Annotated in this window: 12 protein-coding genes; 10 read left to right on the top strand and 2 right to left on the bottom strand. The window is 57.6% G+C overall.

Features of this window, described 5'->3' with window-relative positions:
• Window positions 1–234: 234 nt before the first annotated feature.
• The gene (locus H6A60_RS07475) at window positions 235–1,512 is read right to left on the bottom strand and encodes an RNA-guided endonuclease InsQ/TnpB family protein (protein ID WP_205102969.1); all 1,278 of its coding nucleotides are present in this window, start codon (window positions 1,510–1,512) and stop codon (window positions 235–237) included.
• A 50-nt stretch (window positions 1,513–1,562) separates the two neighbouring features.
• Between H6A60_RS07475 and tnpA the strand changes: the two genes are divergently transcribed.
• The 7 genes from tnpA (at window position 1,563) to H6A60_RS07510 (ending at window position 13,318) form a co-directional block, all read left to right on the top strand.
• Window positions 1,563–1,922, top strand: coding sequence for an IS200/IS605 family transposase (tnpA, locus tag H6A60_RS14015; protein ID WP_369126654.1), 360 nt, complete (start codon window positions 1,563–1,565; stop codon window positions 1,920–1,922).
• A 308-nt stretch (window positions 1,923–2,230) separates the two neighbouring features.
• A complete protein-coding gene (carA, locus tag H6A60_RS07485; RefSeq protein WP_205102979.1) occupies window positions 2,231–3,475 on the top strand; it encodes a glutamine-hydrolyzing carbamoyl-phosphate synthase small subunit in 1,245 nt (414 codons plus the stop codon).
• Between the two features lie 145 nt (window positions 3,476–3,620).
• Window positions 3,621–6,863, top strand: coding sequence for a carbamoyl-phosphate synthase large subunit (gene carB, locus H6A60_RS07490; RefSeq protein WP_205102981.1), 3,243 nt, complete (start codon window positions 3,621–3,623; stop codon window positions 6,861–6,863).
• A gap of 320 nt (window positions 6,864–7,183) precedes the next feature.
• Window positions 7,184–8,155, top strand: coding sequence for an AEC family transporter (locus H6A60_RS07495; protein ID WP_205102983.1), 972 nt, complete (start codon window positions 7,184–7,186; stop codon window positions 8,153–8,155).
• A gap of 258 nt (window positions 8,156–8,413) precedes the next feature.
• Window positions 8,414–11,344: a tetratricopeptide repeat protein gene (locus tag H6A60_RS07500; protein ID WP_205102985.1), complete on the top strand. Its 2,931-nt coding sequence runs from the start codon at window positions 8,414–8,416 to the stop codon at window positions 11,342–11,344.
• A 502-nt stretch (window positions 11,345–11,846) separates the two neighbouring features.
• Window positions 11,847–12,113: a helix-turn-helix domain-containing protein gene (locus H6A60_RS07505; protein WP_205102988.1), complete on the top strand. Its 267-nt coding sequence runs from the start codon at window positions 11,847–11,849 to the stop codon at window positions 12,111–12,113.
• A complete protein-coding gene (locus H6A60_RS07510) occupies window positions 12,110–13,318 on the top strand; it encodes a HipA domain-containing protein (protein ID WP_205102990.1) in 1,209 nt (402 codons plus the stop codon). Before H6A60_RS07505 ends, H6A60_RS07510 begins: the two co-directional genes overlap by 4 nt.
• Before the next feature lie 194 nt (window positions 13,319–13,512).
• On the opposite strand, the gene aroD is transcribed toward H6A60_RS07510, so the two are convergent.
• Window positions 13,513–14,379 carry a type I 3-dehydroquinate dehydratase gene (gene aroD / locus H6A60_RS07515; protein WP_205102993.1) on the bottom strand — a complete coding sequence of 289 codons (867 nt, stop codon included), beginning with the start codon at window positions 14,377–14,379 and terminating at the stop codon, window positions 13,513–13,515.
• A gap of 238 nt (window positions 14,380–14,617) precedes the next feature.
• On the opposite strand from aroD, the gene H6A60_RS07520 reads away from it, so the two are divergent.
• From H6A60_RS07520 to H6A60_RS07530, 3 genes are all read left to right on the top strand, one after another.
• Complete coding sequence (locus H6A60_RS07520) at window positions 14,618–16,798, top strand: sensor histidine kinase (RefSeq protein WP_205102996.1); 2,181 nt, start codon at window positions 14,618–14,620, stop codon at window positions 16,796–16,798.
• Window positions 16,795–17,448: a response regulator transcription factor gene (locus H6A60_RS07525; protein WP_205102999.1), complete on the top strand. Its 654-nt coding sequence runs from the start codon at window positions 16,795–16,797 to the stop codon at window positions 17,446–17,448. The genes H6A60_RS07520 and H6A60_RS07525 overlap by 4 nt, the downstream gene beginning before the upstream one ends.
• A gap of 143 nt (window positions 17,449–17,591) precedes the next feature.
• Window positions 17,592–18,935 carry an FAD-dependent oxidoreductase gene (locus tag H6A60_RS07530; RefSeq protein WP_338054850.1) on the top strand — a complete coding sequence of 448 codons (1,344 nt, stop codon included), beginning with the start codon at window positions 17,592–17,594 and terminating at the stop codon, window positions 18,933–18,935.
• Window positions 18,936–19,040: the final 105 nt, after the last annotated feature.

The following is a 19,040-nucleotide window of genomic DNA, read 5'->3' on the forward strand; positions in this document are numbered from 1 at the left end:
GTTTCGGAAAACGAAGACGTCCATACGCTCGTTTTTTATTCTGTTTCCCGAAAAAGTTTTTGACGAATGCGATGCATCTCGTCATGCCGATACGGTAAACATCTTTTGCGTGAGTTGCCTAGGCAGTCATTCTTCGCTTCGGGATCTGAGATCAAAAAATAATTAAAGGCCCTGATGAGGATTTGATGCTCCCCTCCCAACTTCGTTGGAAGGGGATTCTAAGGACCGTAGCCCTTATCCTAACCGCTGTCCAATTCGGACAGCGATGGGCTGCATCAAACAGCCCTCATCGGTTTCGAGTAGCTTTTTGAGCCACTCATCACCGAGTTCTTTTCTGCCGATGTTTAGGCACCCGTTCACATCGGCATTGATTTTTTGCCCATTTCGTCGGATGAACAGACCGCGAACACGCTTGCCAGAACTTTTTACTTGATGCGCATTTTTCTCCCCATAAGTAGGAAGCGGATCAAAGTCAAATGCTGACTGGCGAGAGGTGAAGCTCTCTTCGCGGATGATCACCTGTATTCCGATTTCTTCCGCCTTGTACCGAATCATGTCAATAAGTCGATTGAACGGAATACTGACAAAATGCTGATTGTTGACCTTGCCAATGTTGATCTTCTGCTTCCAGCCCTCGTTGTGACCGATAATGATTTTTCCAAGATCGTTCTGCAAACAGAAATCAACAACGAAGCGGGAGACCTTGTGCAACTGGTTATTGATGCGACAGGTGCGTTTTATTACTTTCGATTGTCGGTGCGAACTTTTGCCATGAGACTGAAGACTTGCGGCATCCTTGTTGTACAAAGCGTTGATGCTCTTCAACGCGCCCCCTTTGACAACCACAGGATGAATCCCGCTGGCCGTCGCGGCAAGAGTGACGAGATTTCGAAGCCCAACATCAACAAGGCAAGCTCGACTTCTATCGAGAGCAATTGAAGCCGGATCGTAATCCTTGATTTTATAGGTCAGCTCAATAAAAAAAGCATTTCCGTGCGGGACTATCCGCACATCGCCAATGACAGTTTCCTCCTTCTTGGCATTGAATGGCTGTTTTTCGCACGATCGAATCTTCAGCGGCAAAAAGGAGAACGCCCCCTTGCTCGTAAGAAACAGAAAACCGTTGTCGATCTTGTACCCATTTCGACCGACGACAAAAGTTCGGTACTTCTTACTGTAGCCGGGCAGACGAGGAATCGTCTCATATTTAGACGGATTCGCGAAGTAAGCTTTGCGAGCTTCCTGCCAAGCCACAAACTGCTCGTGGATGATTTGCGTCTGCCTTTGCGCAGAGGCTGCCGAAGGCATGCCTTGATACGACTCGGAGCAGACCTGACGAGTCGCCTTGTCCAATTCGCTTCTGCTCAGAAGAGCTTCTTTGGCGAAAATCCGTTGCCGCTGAATGTAGACCGCCTGATTGCCGAGCTTTCTGGCCGACGAGCACAGTCGGCGACACGCGTCAAAATGCGTATGTCCCGGTTTAACAACGATTCTTTCCACTCGCTGAGGCATAACGTGACAGATCTACGCGCAGGAGCCCATTGCGTCTACAACATATCCATTTGGTACTCGTCGTAGCCTATCGACGAAAGGCTATCTCCGGTGCCGTGATATGCACTATACAGGAAGTCCTTCATCGTATTCTTGATCGTCTGGAAGTCAAGATTCTCGAATTTTCCGGCGAGGCAGATCATGTTCATTTATTGATTTCAATTCCTCCGAGCTTCGCTGTTTCTGACCTCGTTAACAGGATCAAGACGGCTACAAGCAAGCCTATTCGCAGGGAGCATGCCAAAGAAATTGCGCCCTTCCTTTGGGGCAATCGGTTTTGGTCGAAAAGCTATTGCGCCATCTCTGTTGGTGATGGGCGATCGATTGAAACAATCAAACGATATATCCAGGGGCAAGAAATGCCGAGCTAACGCTCGGCCCGCTATCCATCCCTACCCAATGTTTCGCTTCGCTACACATTGGATAGGGAATTCCGCGGGTTAGTGTTAAAAAAAAATTTGAAGTTCGGACGTGTTTTTATGCTTGTGTCGAGCATCGACAAACCGTTGAAAACCAGGCGATTTAATGGCGATTTGGCGAACTGAAAGTCGCCTAAAAGCATTGATTTTCAACGATTTGTCGACTATTAAAAAACGCTTCGACGCACTTTGACAGGTCCCCTGACGCAATAAGACATTTCTCTTAATTGCACGCCTCGGACGCATAGGCCGCGATCGATATGATTTGCCGATCAGCAAATCTCCACAGGCAGGAAGAAATCGTGGCACTTATTCAAAAGAAATACCCTGCAGCAGCCCTCGTACTCGCCGACGGCACGGTCTTTGAAGGCCGCAGCCGCGGGGCGGCGGGTCTTGCGACCGGTGAAGTCGTCTTTAATACCGCCATGACGGGCTACCAGGAAATTTTGACGGACCCGTCTTACACGGGGCAGCTCGTCACGCTTACGACGGCGCATGTCGGCAATGTCGGCGCGAACAAGGAAGACATGGAATCGCGGTCGGTCTACGCTGCCGGTCTCATTGCGAAATCAATTGCCGAAAATGCTTCGAGCTGGCGCGCCGAAGAGTCGCTTCCCGCGTTCCTCAAGCGCCACGGGATCGTTGCGATCGACGGGCTCGACACGCGTGCGCTCACGATTCACCTGCGTCAGACGGGCGCGCAGCCCGGGGCGGTGATCGCGCTCGAATCCGGTGAAATGACCCCCGAAGCGCTTGAGGCGGCAAAGACTGCTGCTGCCGGCTGGGGTTCGATGGCGGGGCAGGACCTTGCGCAGACGGTGACGACGGACGTTCCCTATGAGTGGAAGGAGGGGAGCTGGGAGCTTCCGACGGCGCACACGGCCGGGGGCTTCCGCAAGCCCGTGGCGCATCCCTATCACGTCGTTGCATACGACTTCGGCGTCAAAACCAACATTCTGCGTCTTCTCGCCGACCGCGGCATCCGCGTGACGGTGGTGCCTGCGAAGACCACCTTTGAAGAAGCCATGGCGCTCAACCCCGACGGCATCTTCCTCTCGAACGGCCCGGGCGACCCCGCGCCCTGCACGTATGCGATCGAAACGGCGAAGAAGGCGATTGCAGCGAAGGTTCCGCTCTTTGGCATCTGCCTCGGTCACCAGATCATGGGGCTTGCCGTCGGTGCCAAGACCCTCAAGATGAAGTTCGGTCACCACGGCGCGAATCACCCTGTTGAAGCGCTCGGCGAGAAGCATGTGGCGATCACGAGCCAGAACCACGGGTTTGCGGTGGATGCGGCCACGCTCCCCGAGAACGCCCGTGCGACGCACGCTTCGCTCTTTGACGGGTCGCTTCAGGGCTTCGAGCTGCTCGATGCGCCGGCCTTCTGCTTCCAGGGGCACCCGGAAGCGAGTCCCGGTCCGCACGACATCGACGGACTCTTCGAGAAATTCGCGCGCGCCTTGGCCGAGGCGCATGCCCAAAAGGCCGAGGCTGCCGGCGAGTAATGCTGAACGGCACAAGGTCTTTGAAATCGGCGCCTCGTCTGAGCAGAGGCGCAGCCATCGGAAAAGAATAACGCGCTGCGGTGCCAGCACTGCTCAAAGGAAAAAGGAAGCGGCGGGCGCGGCAGGCGCAAAAAACGGACTCATCATGCCCAAGCGTACAGACATTCAATCCATCCTCATCATTGGCGCCGGTCCCATCGTGATCGGCCAGGCGTGCGAATTCGACTATTCGGGCGTTCAGGCCTGCCGCGTGCTGCGTGAAGAGGGCTATCGCACGATCCTCGTCAATTCGAATCCGGCGACGATCATGACCGACCCGGAGACGGCCGACGCTACCTACATCGAACCGATCACCTGGGAAACCGTTGCACGCATCATCGAGAAGGAACGCCCCGATGCGATTCTCCCGACGATGGGCGGACAGACGGCGCTCAACTGCGCGATGGCGCTTTGGCGCGAAGGGGTTTTGAAGAAGTACGACGTCGAACTCATCGGCGCCTCGCCCGAAGCGATCGACAAAGCCGAAGACCGCGAACGCTTCAAGGCGCTCATGACGGAAATCGGGCTTGAAAGCGCACGCTCGGGTGCCGTTCACTCGCTCGAAGAAGCGCTTGCCGTTCAGAAGACGGTGGGCTTTCCCGCTGTGATCCGTCCGAGCTTTACGCTCGGGGGATCGGGCGGCGGCATCGCCTACAACATGGAAGAGTTCGTTTCGATCGTCAACCGCGGCCTCGAACTTTCGCCTACAACCGAAGTGCTGATCGAAGAGTCGCTCCTGGGCTGGAAGGAGTACGAGATGGAAGTCGTGCGCGACAAGGCCGACAACGCCATCATCGTCTGCTCGATCGAAAACCTCGATCCGATGGGCGTGCACACGGGCGACTCGATCACGGTTGCGCCTGCGCAGACCCTGACCGACAAGGAATACCAGGCGATGCGCGACGCGTCGATGGCGGTGCTGCGTGCGATCGGCGTCGACACGGGCGGCTCGAACGTGCAGTTTGCCGTCAACCCGAAAACGGGCCGCATGATCGTGATTGAAATGAATCCGCGTGTCTCGCGCTCTTCCGCGCTCGCTTCGAAGGCGACGGGTTTCCCGATCGCGAAGATTGCGGCAAAGCTCGCTGTTGGCTACACGCTTGACGAACTGCGCAACGAAATGACGGGCGGGAAGACCCCTGCTTCGTTTGAACCCGCGATCGACTACGTCGTCACGAAGGTGCCGCGCTTTGCGTTCGAAAAGTTCCCGGCTGCCGACGACCGTCTGACGACCCAGATGAAGTCCGTGGGCGAAGTGATGGCGATCGGCCGCACGTTCGAGGAGTCGCTTCAAAAAGCGCTGCGCGGCCTCGAAACGGGTAAGGACGGCCTTACTCCGATTACGACGGATCGTGCTGTGATCGTTCGCGAAGTGGCAGAACCCGGGCCCGAGCGCATCTTCTACGTGGCCGACGCCATGCGCATCGGCATGTCGAACGAAGAAATTCACCAGCTCTCGAAGATCGACCCCTGGTTCCTCGAAAAGATCCGCGGTCTCGTCGAGACGGAAGCCATGATCGACGGTCATGCTCTCGACGAGCTCGACCGCGAAGACTTCTTTGCATTGAAGAGCGAAGGGTTCTCGGATAAGCGCATCGCCGCGCTCACTGGGGCAGCGGAGGCCGAAGTGCGCGCGAAACGCCTCGCGATGGGTGTTCGGCCCGTTTATAAGCGCGTCGATACGTGCGCGGCCGAATTCGAAACGGGGACGGCGTACCTGTACTCGACTTACGAGCGCAGCATGGCCGACGAAGCCATGCCGAGCGACAAGAAGAAGATTGTTGTGCTCGGCGGCGGCCCGAACCGCATCGGGCAGGGGATTGAGTTCGACTACTGCTGCGTGCACGCTGCGATGGCCCTGCGCGAAGACGGCTGGGAGTCGATCATGGTCAACTGCAACCCCGAGACCGTCTCGACCGACTACGACACGTCCGACCGCCTCTACTTCGAGCCCGTTACGCTTGAAGACGTTCTCGCAATCTGCGACATCGAAAAGCCCGACGGCGTAATCGTGCAGTACGGCGGTCAGACGCCGCTCAAGATCTGCCGCGCGCTCGAAGCCGCAGGCGTGCCCATCATCGGCACGAGCCCCGACGCGATCGACTGCGCCGAAGACCGTGAACGCTTCAAGGCGCTGCTCGACAAGCTCGGGCTTCGCCAGCCGCCCAACCGCATCGCTTTCTCCGAAGGCGAAGCGCTCGAGCGCGCAGAAGAGATCGGCTACCCGCTTGTTGTTCGCCCGAGCTACGTTTTGGGCGGTCGTGCCATGGAAATCGTCCACACGCCCGAGCGTCTTGCGAAGTACATGCGCGAAGCCGTAAAGGTGAGTCCGGACGAACCGATTCTGCTCGATCGGTTCCTTGACGACGCAGTGGAACTTGACGTTGATGCCGTTTCCGACGGCGAAGTCGTTGCCGTGGGCGGCGTGATGGAGCATATCGAGCAGGCGGGCGTGCATTCGGGCGACTCGGCATGTTCGCTCCCGCCCTACAGCCTCGCGCCGTCGCTCATCGAAGAAATCCGCCGCCAGACGCGTGAAATGGCGCGCGCGCTCAACGTCGTGGGCCTCATGAACGTGCAGTTTGCCGTGAAGAATGCGCACGCCGAGAACCCCGACATCTACGTGCTCGAAGTCAATCCGCGCGCTTCGCGTACCGTGCCCTTTGTGTCGAAGGCGACGGGCCGACCGCTCGCGAAGATCGCCGTTCGTGCGATGACTGGGCGCAGTCTTGCCGCTCAGGGCTATACGCAGGAAGCGATCGAAACGGCGCCCAAGTACTTCTCCGTGAAGGAAGCGGTGTTCCCGTTCGCGAAGTTCTTGGGCGTCGACCCGGTGCTCGGGCCGGAAATGCGCTCGACGGGCGAAGTGATGGGTATTGGACGCGACTTTGGCGAAGCGCTCCGAAAGAGCCAGCTCGCCGCCTCTTCGGGGCTGCCGCGTCCGGGCATCTGCTTCATTTCGGTTCGCGGCTCCGACAAGCCCAAGGCGATCATCGCCGCGCACGAACTTCATCGCGCCGGGTTCTCCCTCATGGCGACGCCCGGTACCGCGCAGGTGATCCTCAATGCGGGCGTGCCCTGCAAGGTTGTGCACCGTGTTCGCGAAGGGCGTCCGAACATCCTCGACCTCATTCGCAACAAGGAAATCAATCTCGTCATCATGTCGGTGGCCGAGCACGAAGGGGAGCTGGACGACGCGCGCGCGATCCGTCAGGCGTGCCTCCTCGAGCAGACGACTTACTACACGACGATGGCGGGCGGTCTGGCTGCTGCCGAGGGTATTCGACGCGGTGAAGCGGGTGCCGCCGTGCGCGATCTGCAGCATCTGCACGCGGGTATCGTTGACTGAGGTACGGGTCTCTACGAAGCGCTGAGGCGCTTCTGAGATCTGGAAGCGAGCCGCTCTTCGGAGCGGCTCGCGTCGTATTCGGATTCAGTTTTTTGTGCTTTCACACAGGCAACAACCGCCGAGGAGTTCTAATTTCAACAACGGCTGAAGCTACAGCCACTGAAGGACTTTGAGATTACAGGTGCTACGGTACTTGCCCGATTCGCTTTTTCCGGGGTCAATTGTTCTTTAAACGGTTCGGATTCGAACGAATAGAACCCCTCTTTCGCGTCGGATAATTTCCGACGAAACCAGTCCCGACCCGCCATTCTTTTCCTGCCATGAATCTCTTCCTGCACCAGCTCGATCTCTGCGCGCCGCTTTTCCTGCTCGTCTTTGTCGGCTGGGGGCTCAGAAAGGCGAGGTTCTTCACCGATGAGGTCGGCACGGCGCTTACGGGCTTCACGTTCCGGTTCTTGATTCCGGTGCTTCTTTTTGACATGCTCTCGGATCTCTCGAAGATGCCGCCCGTCGACTGGCGCGTGCTTTTGGCCTTTTTCGGCTCCTGCATGGTGCTTTTTACGGTCGGGAAAATCGTTTATCCGAAACTCTTTAAGGTGAACGCGGCCGGCTGCACGATTCTCGCCATGGGCGGCGTCTTCGGCAACAATGTTCAGCTCGGCATTCCGATTCTGCAGCTCGGGCTCGGTCCGGAGTCGATGCCGACCGCTTCCCTCATCATCATCTTCAACGTACTCATTCTTTGGACGGTCGCCATTGCCTCGGTCGAGTTCGGCGGCGTCAAACCCGATGCGATGAGGGGGCGAACGGCCGACGAAAAGTTCGCAGCAGCGGTGCCGGCGTTTGTGCGCGTGATTAAAAATCCCGTAGTGGCCGGCATCCTCGCGGGGACAGCGTTCGGACTTACCGGGCTCGAGCTTCCGACGTTTGCGCGCGACACCCTGAAGCTTGTTTCGAGCGCGACGACGCCGATCTGTCTCGTTGTGGTCGGCATGGGGCTCGCTCGCTACAGTTTTTTCGGCGCCATCGGGAAAAACCTCTGCGTCACGGTCACCAAACTCGTTTTTCAGCCCGCGCTCGTCTTTCTTCTCTGCTTGGCGCTCGGGCTGCCGACGCTTGAAACGCAGGTTGCCACGCTCATGTCGACGCTGCCTGTTGCGATTAATGTTTACATCATGAGTGCCGACTTCAAGGCAGAAGAGGGGGCGGCTAGCAGCTCGATTCTCCTCTCGACGCTCCTTTCGGCGCTCACGGTGCCTTTGGTGCTCGCGTTTTTTGGCATCACCGGGTGACTTTTGTCAAACCGCATTTTGCGGTCATTCTTTCGGTTGATTCGAGCAAGACAAGGCGCCGCTTTGTCACGCCGATCAGTGCGAACTGTTGGAAAATATGTTCTATAGACAGAAAGAACGCACGAAAACGCAAAGATGGCGAGGATATGCGGCCTTCTGCGACAGAAGCGGCTCAAAGCCTTCTTCTTCGGTAGAGCGGCTGTGTAGTTCGAGCCTAAGGAAAAAAACAAAACTGCGTTTTTGCGAAAGGATGCTTGAATGGAAGAATCGATCGTTCTGACGAAAACGGATTTTGAATTTCTTGAGGCGCTCGACGACGGTGCCACCATCTACTCCTGGCGGATCGCTCAGTACGTAGAAGACAAGATTGCCATGGGCGTCGCAAAAGGGCGCTTTACGGTCGAGGAAGCCCGAGCCGACCTGCCGTCGGCGCTGCTTCTCGGGCACGCACTCCTCAATATGAACGATTACGCGGCCTACGCGCGCGCCTTTACCGTGCTCAAAGGGGCAGAGGCTGCAGCCAAAACAAGCGGCGTCTGGCACTACCGCATGGCTTGTGCGGCGCTTTACTGCGGGAAGGTCGATCTCGCACGAAGCTACGCCGAAGCGGCCGTTTCCGTCGAGCCTGAATACCCCTGGGGTTGGCTCATGGCTGGCAAACTCCGTGCACATGCGGGCGAGCGCGAGGCTGCGCTCGAGGCGGTCGAGCGAGGACTTGCACTCGTGCCCGGGGATGCCGAGTTTCTCACGCTCAAGCATGAGATTGATGCCGGGGCGGATCTCCTTTGCATGGAGTACCACCACATTGATCCCGAGGCCGATGAGGCGCTGCACAACAACAACGGAGAAATCGAGGAAGCGCTTGAAAAGCGCCGCAGCATCGATTGCATTTTGGTCGACGAAGCGGGACTCGCGGCGGTAAAGGAGATTTTCCAATTCGAAGACTACCGGCCCGCCGATCCCCCCGAACGACTCTGTTGTGAAGGCGTTTCCGGCGTTACCGGCACGAAGTTGCGCTGGCGCTTTCTTATGAATGAAGCCGGTCTTTCGCACCTTCGGCCTGCCTGGCTGCGGCTTGTCGTACCTCTCGTGAAGGAACTCTTCCCGATTCTGGAAGTGACGCCCGAAGAGGTCGAAGAAGTACTTGTTCGCCAGGACCGCGTGCTCGGCGTTCTCTCGAAGCGCGCCCGCCAAGAGCAGGAAGCGCGCGATCGTGAGGAGTCCCAAGAGAAGCATTCGGCAGAGGTGATTCCGGACGTCAAAGTGCCCGGAATGCGGTACTTCGATATGCGCTCGCTCTTTGCCGATACCTCGGACTCGGGCGACTCGGGCGAGGCCGGCCACGGTCTCGCGCTCGCTCCGGTCGTGCGCGAGCTTAACGAAGAGGCTGCTGGCGGTAGTGTCGCCGAGCGCACCTCGCTCATGCTTCCGGCCTTCCTTTCGCCGGATCTTTCGGGTTTTTCGCAGGGGAAATCGCTTTCGCTGGACGAGGCGACCGAGTTCGTGCCCGAAGACGAAGAGGCGCTTCTCGAGCTGGTCGCCAAGTGGAATAAGGAAGAAGACTACGGGCGCATCATTCGTGCAATTGAATCGCTGCCCGCCCAAAAGCGCACCGACCGCCTTTTGGGTGAACTCGCTCGAGCCTACAACAACATGGGCTCGGAAGGTGAAGACGAATACTTCCTGCGCGCGCTCGAAATCCTGCGTGCGATTGAAGAGTCCGGGCGCGAAAGCCATCTTTGGTACTTCCGAGTGGCTTATGCGCTCTACTATCTCGACCGAGCGGGCGAGGCGCTGGATTTCTTCGAACGTGCGCTCGAACTTAACCCGGGCGACGAAGATACGATGGCGATGATTGCCGCTTGTCGGCGCGCCGTGACGATGCCGAGTTTTCTCCACCCCTTTGAACGACGTGTCGATGTCGCTTGGTTTGAGTTCAGTGTGCACCAGTCGCAGATCAAGGCCGATATTCTCGCCGGTGAACTCGAGCGCGCGGCATTCAGCGTCCGGACGTGCTTCCGCCAGGTGGGGCTCGACTGGATCATCAATGTTTCCGAGCCTGAGGCGGACGGCCGCTACAAGCTCATTGTCTCCGTAGCCGCCAATCGAGCGATGATGCCGCCGCTCCTATACTTCATCGAGAAAATGCCGCCGATTTTGGCTGAAGACTGGCAGGTCTGCGCCGGCACGCCCGCGACCGATTCGCCCGAAAAAATCAAGGCGATTTTCAACGACTGTCCCTTCAACTACAGCGATCTCGAGGTTGCCGTAACCAAGGACGAGGACACCGGGCTTCTGCGTCCTGTTTTCTACGCACCCATTTTCGCCGGTCTCGACCAGGATGATGTCGACGACGTCTTCATGAAGCTCGCCGCGGCGATCGAATTCCTCATTGGCGAAGCGGCTCTGCAGCGTTGGATGAGCGGGCTCACCATCGCGCGCCGACGTCCCGACGAGGAGCTGATGTCGCTCGAAACGTTTGCAGAGCGCTTTTTTGAAGAGTACCCGCAAGCGCGCGATTTCACAATGGCATCGCTTGCGAACAGACGAGTGGAGTACTGGCTCAAACCCGAAACCGATCGAGAGGCGGATCTCTATTGGGACGTTTCCAAAGGGTGGATCCTTGCGCCTTCGCTTCTCAACAATTACCGCAAATCCGACAACGAAGACGTCAACGCGCTCGAGCGCCAGGGGGTTGCTGCGGGCTTTTATTACTTCGAAGGCTTTGACGAACTTGAACCCGAAAAGCGTATGGAAGCCGGTGAAGCATTTCTCAAAGCGCTCGAAGAGACTTTCGAGAAGGAGTCGCGCTACGTCCAGGTCTCGGGCGCCGCGCTTGGCCTCTACCGTTTCTACCTCAACTGCTACCTTTGGGACTTCCAGCGTGCGACCGAAAAGCTCCTGCAGTTTATCGCGAGCTATCCGCAGATTCGATTTGCCGGGTGGCATTCCTTCCGTCGCCAGGCGGGTTCCGTGATGATTCGAAATGAAGAAAATGCCGATCGCTCGGAGTCCGGCAGTACGGACGAATCCGGGGCTGTGAAGGCAGAAAATCTCTGCGCAGCAACGTCTTCGGAAAACGAAGAATCGAAGACGGCTTCTTCGGTTAAAGCCGTAACGATCGATGAGGCGGACGAGGATACCGACGAATCGATTCACTGGCCGTCAATGCAGAAGGCCGAGGCGTAGTCGTCATTGTTTGCGCACTTTCAGTGCGCGCCGTAGAAAAAGCCGCGTCCGCCCGGTGAATTAATCGTGGCGGCGCGGCTTTGATCGTTGGACAGCAGCGAGCTGCGTTACTTCGAGATCGGGTAGATCAGATCGTTGGCATCGCGTATGACGGCAACGGGCATCTGCGTTGGGTTGGATCCTTTCACGCCCGAAGCATACGTCAGATCAATGCGAAGAGCTCGCCGATCAGTCGCGTGATGCGGCTGATATCCTCTTGCTCGAAACAGCGGTCGGTTTTTTTGCGCTGCGACACCAAGAGGATAGAGGTCATTGCGCTTGACGGATGGATCCGGTCAGCAATTGTTCAATGATTACATCAAGTAGAGATATCTGTGAGTGCGATTTTTATAAATGCTAAAATACGAACAATTAAATTTATTATTTAGCGATAATTCCTAAAATAGGAGCTTTTAAATTGTTCTCTCGAAGCTCGTCTACGATTGCCAATCTGAGGTCTCCTTTGGAGTTGCGACTTGAACTCGCAGAGCGGGCGAGAGCACTGCGCATTGCTAGAAACCTGCGTCAGGCGGATCTAGCCGAGCGCTCCGGCGTTACGCTGGCCTCGCTGAGGCGATTTGAACGCGATGGAGAGATCTCGCTGAAGAATCTTATGCTCATTGCAATTGCTCTCAACCGCGCACAGGATTTCGATGCAGTGTTTGCCCAAAACATCGAAACGGACCTCTTTCGCCCAGAACCCAAGCAACGTCAGCGAGCACGGAAGTGAAAGTTCAAATCTTTCTGAATATTGATGAGTCTAGACGCTTCGTCGGCATGCTGGCGTCTAATCGATTGGGTATTGCGTTTCAATATTCGGATGAATTTATAAAAACGAAGCTCGAAATCTCACCGCTTTCGATACCGCTCCAGAAAAGTATCTGGAGGTCTCAATCAATGATCTTTGACGGTCTTCCGGGTTTTGCTGCGGACAGTCTGCCGGACGGTTGGGGCAATTTGCTTCTACATAGGCAACTTACACGAATCGGTGAAAGACTCGATGCAGTCGATCCGCTTTGCCGATTATGTTGGGTGGGACGACAAGGAATGGGTGCACTCGAATACGAACCTGAGGAAAAGTTTCGAATGGACTTTCATCCGGACGATATTCGACTTGACACACTGGCAAATCATGCCGAAGAAATACTTAACGATCGGGAGGCGGGACAGGCATTGGATGAATTGGCTTCACTCAATGGTTCATCCGGCGGCGCTCGACCAAAGATTGTTTGCCTGGTTTCGCCCGACAAACGCGTACTTCAGCCCGGAAGCACGCACTCCTGTCAAGGTGACGTCGGCGAGCCATGGATTATTAAATTCCGAAGCAGCGCCGATTCAATCGAAAGCGGCGCGCTGGAGTACGCTGTATCTTTGCTTGCCAAACGAGCCGGCATCGATATGCCCGAAACGCATCTCTTCTTCTCTGAGAAAGGACCAGGCTGGTATGGGATAAAGCGCTTCGACCGGACAGAATCCGGCAAGCTTCACATGGCAACCGCTGCAGGCCTTCTTCACTGCAACTTTCGGGAGCCGTGTCTTGACTACCGAACGCTCATGGCACTGACGCAGCGGCTCACGGGCGCACGCGACCTCCTGGAAATGTTGCGTAGAGCTTATTTCAACTTCGTCATCGACAACCGTGACGATCACGCAAAGAACTTTAGTTTTGTTATGAACGGTGCGGGCGAGTGGCGCCTCGCGCCCGCATACGACCTCGTGCCGGCGACTGGCGGCTTTGAACACATGACTGCGCTAATGGGCGACGGGAAGCGTCCGCCAAGAAAAGCTTTCTTGAAGCTCGCTGCAGCTTTTGGCATCGCACCCCGAAAAACCGAAGAGGCGCTCGCACGTGTCGACGACAGTCTCGGTGATTGGCAGCAACTCGCAAAAGCGTGCGGCGTAACAAAGCCGCCCGTGCTCAAACCAATTCGTTGAGGCGATTCCTGCTGCAGCCTCTCTGAGGCGGACCGGGATATCGACGAGTCGATCCGGTGACCGTCAAGGCAGAAGGCCCCGACGTAGCCGTCAGTTGCCGAGGGTATTTAGTGCGTGCAGTAGCAAAAGCCGCGTCCGCCCGGTGCATTAACCGTGTCGGCGCGGCTTTGAGCGTTGGACAGCGCCGAGCTGCGTTACTTCGAGATCGGATAGATCAGATTGTTGGCATCGCGTACGACGGCAACGGGCATCTGCGTCGGGTTGGACCCTTTCACGCCCGAAGCAAACGTCAGATCAATGCCGAAGAGCCCGCCGATCAATCGCGTGATGCGGCCGACGTCACCGCTGCCCGAGGCGATGATCGGGTAGTTCGGATTGGCGCGACGGAAGGAGAGTGTGCCGTTCAGGAACGTCAGAACGTCTTCTTCCTTGTTGGGCTTGACGACGATCTTGGCAACGTCGCCGCCCGCAGCAATTTCGCGTTCCATGATGGCTTTGATTTCTTCACTCGAAGGCGTGGCTTTCAGGTCGTGATAGGCCACGACAAGCTTGATGTCGGTACCGGCGAGCTTCTTTTTGAAGTTTTGGATGACTTCGGGCCCGTAGGCGAGTTCGACGTCAATGAAAGCCGGCAGCTTCTCTGCGACGGCGCGTTCGTAAAAGGCGAACTTCTTGGCCGTATCAACGTCCTGATGGCCGCGTTCGGCCTTGATGCGGACCGTGAGAAGAATGGGCACGTCGGGCATTACGGCCTTGATGTCCTTGAGCATCGCGATCGACTTGTCGGTGTCTTCAATGAAGTCCCAGAAATCGGCTCGTACTTCGATGAGGTCCGGGTTGAGCGACTTCACCGTTTCGGCTTCCTTCAGGATCGCTTCGCGTGTTTCACCGACGAGCGGCACGGCAATCACGGGCTGCGTCGAGCCGAGAACGGTTTTGCCCGCAGTAATGGGGCTTGCGGGGAGCGGACGAACATAGCCTTCTGCAGCCTGCACGCTCGAGAATGCGGCGCTCAGGCAAAAAGAGAGAGCGGCTGCTGCAGCGAGTTTCTTGAAATTCATGTTGTTCTCCTATGGTCGCGGAAAAGTGGAAAAGCGCTCTGCGCTTCTTGAAGTGGATTTTGGACGCCTCTGCGTGGCGTCGCTACCGCCCAAAGTCGGTAGTGCGGCAAGGTCGTGCTGAGGCATATTTCTAGCTGGGGAAATACGCTTTTTCGAGTCGCTCAAGCTTCGCTTGAGAGGTGCGGAACCGAGACCGAGCAGGCATGGTGGGCGAGCGCCCGAAGGAGACGCTAACGAGATGAAGTCCGACAATCGGAGACCATCGGCGGCGAGCAGAAAGTGGCGGGTGCGCTTGTCGAGGCTGCTTTTGGGGCGGCGGCCCCGTCTGCTTTGCTTCTCGCTCATTCTTGCTGCGGCACTTGTTCCGGGACTGGCGTCGGCGCCCGAGCCGCAGCATGTGCCGACGGCCTCCGATTCTGAAGCCGAAGTTCACATTGTCCCGGATGCCTCGAGCGGCGCGACGCTCTCAGCGGGACATTTGTCGGCGAGCCGACAGCTTGAAGCCGCTGCGAAGGCGGGCGGCAGCGAACGAAAGCGGCGTCTCAAGGTGGCTGTCCTCGACACGCTCGTTAATCCATTTGACAGCTTCTATCTGCAGGCGACGATTGCTCGGCTTGAAGCTCTGCTGCCCGACTACGACTGGCAGACCATCACGGTTTCTGCGGCCGAAGCCCGTGAGGACATTGCCCGAGTGCAGCCCGACTTTCTTTTTGCGCCGGCGGCTTTCGTCGCCGCACTCGATCCGAGCATGCCTGCAAGCCGTATTGCCACGCGGAAAACGACGCTTGCACAAAAAGCGGAGGCCTCCGTCGGTGCTGCTTTTGTCGTCCGAGCGGGCGAAGGACTCGAGACGCTTGACGTACTCAAAGGCCGACGGGCGGCGGCAGGGATGCCGATGGCGGCTGACGGATGGCTTGCAGCTGCCGGCGAAATACTTGAGGCGGGATATGACCCGGATACATTTTTCGAACGCATAGACTTTCGAACCAATGCATACCCGGACGTGATATCGGCACTCTTGGCGGGCCGCGTCGATGTGGCAATTCTGCCCGCTTGCCTTCTTGAGACCGTTGGGAAGCGCATGCTTGTCGATGTTGAAGGTCTGAGCATTGCCGCAGAGAAGAACGGTGGCCTCGCCTGCCGGCATTCGACGGCGCTCTATCCCGACGTGACGCTTCTCGCGCTTTCGCATGCGCCCGAACGCGCCGTACGCGACGTCACCGTTGCGATTCTGAGCGAACGTAATGCTCGCGAGTACGAGTGGCTCACGAATGTTTCGTTCTCAGAAGTTCTGCGGCTTTTTGAAGCGCTGCAGCTTGGTCCTTATGCCTATCTGCGCGACATGAGCCCGGGAGCTATTTTCGAGAGACACCGCAGCGCTTTTCTACTTGCAGCTGCGGCGATCCTCTTTCTTGTTCTCAACGAGCTGCGTCTGCAACGCCTTGTTCGCCGAAGAACGCACGAACTTGCGCGCTCAGTGGCCGAAAGAGAGCGCGAGGCTGCCAATGCCGAGGCTGTTCGCAGACGACTCGCGCTTTTTGAACGACGCTCGATCGTGCAGCAGATGAGCGGCATGATTGCGCACGAAATCAATGCTCCAATCGGGGCAATTCGCACGTTTGCCGCGATTCTGCGCATGAGCGATCCGACGAGCGCATCTGCGGCAGACGCCGGTGGTACGTCAGAAGCTGGGGCTCGTGCTCGAAAAACTGCGCTTGAGGGCATCGAGCGAGAAGCCGTGCGCATCGCGGAAATCGTTGCGCGGGTGCGTCGATACGCGAAGACGACAAAGCGCTCGCATGAAGCTGTCGATCTCCGCGACGTGCTGTCGAAAAGCGTTCGCGCACTGAAGGCCGAGCGTCCGACGGTCCGGGTCGATCTGTCGCTCAAAGCTGCTTCGCCGGCGAATGTGCTCGGCGACGGGCTTGAACTCGAGCTTCTCTTTCTCAATCTTCTTCGAAATGCGGTTCAGGCCGCCGATAGCCAGACCGGCGCGAATGAGGCACACAAGTCAAGCGAAAGGCGGCAGGAGAAGAGCAAGTCCCTGCCTGATTGTGTTTCGGCTGCTCTTCGTGAGGACGCAGAGGGCTCGAGGTACGTGGTCGTCATTGAGAATCCGGGGGCGCCTCTAGGCGAGGACGTGATTAAGGCGCTCAACTCAAGAGCGTCCGGATTCGTGCGCGCGATGCGCGAGGAAATGAAAGAGGAAAATGACGTCGAAAGCATGGAGGCGTCTTCCAGCGGGGCTTCTCAGAATGCGGAGGCCTCACGCGGGCTCGGACTCGGCCTCACGATCTGCCGCGGCATTGCCGACAGTCACGGCGCCTCGCTTCGCTTCGAAGCAAGAGAAGCGGGCGGCGTTCGAGTCAAGGTGCTCTTCGATGCGGTTTTGGACAATGCGAAGGATCAGGACAGATGAATAAACGAATCCCGATGCGGCCGATCGTCCGGCTCGTGGACGATGATGACGACTATCGCGGCAGCCAGAAACTTTTTCTTGAAATGCTCGGCTGGCAGGTGCGCGCCTACGCTTCGGCTGCCGATTTCCTTGCGGCCGACGATGCACTTGCGCCGGGGTGCCTCATTCTCGATATCCGCATGCCCGAGATGAACGGGCTTGAGCTGCAGCGCGAGCTCGTCAAACGAGGGGCGTCGCTGCCCGTTATCTTCCTCACGGGGCATGGTGACGTATCCACAGCCGTTCACGCGATGAAGTACGGTGCGCATGACTTCATCGAAAAGCGCGGCGACCCGATGGAACTCAAAGCCGCGGTCGAAAAGGCGGTAGCCAAGTCGCTCGAAAGTGCCAAGCTCGCCGCGGAGGCGGCGGGGCGTCTGGCAGAATTCGAGGCGCTCACGCCCAGAGAAAGGGATGTCGTGCTTGCAGCTGCCGAAGGAGCTTCGAACAAGAATATTGCCGAGGCGCTCGGCATCGGGATCGCTACGGTGAAAATGCATCGCTCGAACGCCTTTGCAAAGCTCGGCGTGCAGAATGCACTTGAAGCCTATCATCGACTTCAAGGTCTCGGCCTCTTTGATAAAAAAGCCTCTGCAGGAAGCGGTCGATGAGCAGAAATTCTTTGGGCATGACGGCGGACGCGCTTTTGCGCAGGTCTTTGCTGCGGCGGATCCTTTGCCTCGGGCTTGGCGCATCGAGCGGTTGGCCTCAGTTTTGTTCGGCTGCCGATAACGTCGGAAGTGGCGCCGAGGCAGTGACGGACGATGATGTTCTCGTCGTCGGAAGCGGCATTGCGGGACTGTGCGCCGCCATCTCGGCGAAGGAGTCGGGCGAAGAGCGCGTGCGCATTCTTGAGAAAGGACCGCTTATCGGTGGGCACAGTCTTTACTCAAGCGGATCGATTGCTGCCGTTGCGCCCGAGCGGGCTGCGGCAAACTCAGGAAGGCTCGGTTTTGTCGATTCGGTTGAGGCGTTTGTTGCCGATGCGCTTGCTGCCGGGGGCGGTTTCGGCAACCGCGCGATTTTGACGCGCATTGCTCGTGAATCGGCCGATGCGCTCGATTGGCTCGAAGACATGGGCGTGCGGTTCGGTGCGCCCTTTCAGGCGCATTCCGGTCTGAAGCCCCGTTCTTTTTCGATGCGCGGCAATTCTGCGGGCAGAAGCTATGTGCTCGCGCTCGCAACGCGCGCGCGGTCGCTCGGCATTCCAATCGAAATGCGGTGCCGCGTCGTTTCAATTGCTCGAACCAAAAGCGCCGATGCACGGTGGTTTGCGACCGTTCAAACTCGCCGCGGAGAGCAACGCTGCCGTGCTCGCAAAATCGTGCTCGCTACAGGCGGCTTTACCGCAAACGTTGAGCGGCGGCGCGCTATTTTGCCCATGCTTTCGGCCGATATCGGGACGACGGCGAATCCTGACGGCAGCGTTTGGGAAGGGGCCGACGGCGACGGCATCGATCTTGCATGCCGGGTGGGCGGTGTTTTTCTGACGGGTTTCGGTCTGCAGCTTCTTCCCTATTGGGGCGGCCGTCTTCTCGATTACGCTGGCGGCGACATTTATGTGGATGCCGAGGGGCGGCGCTTTGTGAACGAAGCGCTTCCCTGGACACCGATTGCCGAGAAGATTTTTCGGCTCCCCGATAAAGCCTTTTGGGTGATCACGGACCGACAATCCGTCAAAGGAGCGACGCTTGGTCTCAAGCTTCTGAACGGCGCGGTGCGCCGAGCCGACACGATCGAAGGGATGGCGCTCGCCATGGACGTACCCGTTGAAACGCTCGCAAAAACACTCGCCGACTACAATGCGGCCGCCAGGCGCGGCTACGATCCGCTCACGGGAAAACGCACTTTCACTCAGACAATCGATCGGCCGCCTTACTACTTCGGACGGGAGCATATCTACGTTCATACGACGCTCGACGGCATTGCGACCGACGAACACGCCCGCGTTCTTGACAAAGCCGGCGCCTCCATTCCGGGGCTCTATGCGGCGGGCGAACTCGCTGGCGGCATCTTCGGGCGAGATCGCCTCGGCGGTGCGGGACTCGCGAACTGCATCGTGATGGGACGCGTTGCTGGTCGACGAGACGGGAACTGAGTCGCGGCCCGTTTTCTTTATGCGGTTTACAAATAAAAATATATAAATATTAATAATTTGTATTGTTTGGGCGACTCGAACTATAAAGAACGAGGATGGACTTGA

This window comes from Sutterella massiliensis, assembly GCF_016899755.1.
GTDB classification, from domain to species: domain Bacteria; phylum Pseudomonadota; class Gammaproteobacteria; order Burkholderiales; family Burkholderiaceae_F; genus Sutterella; species Sutterella massiliensis.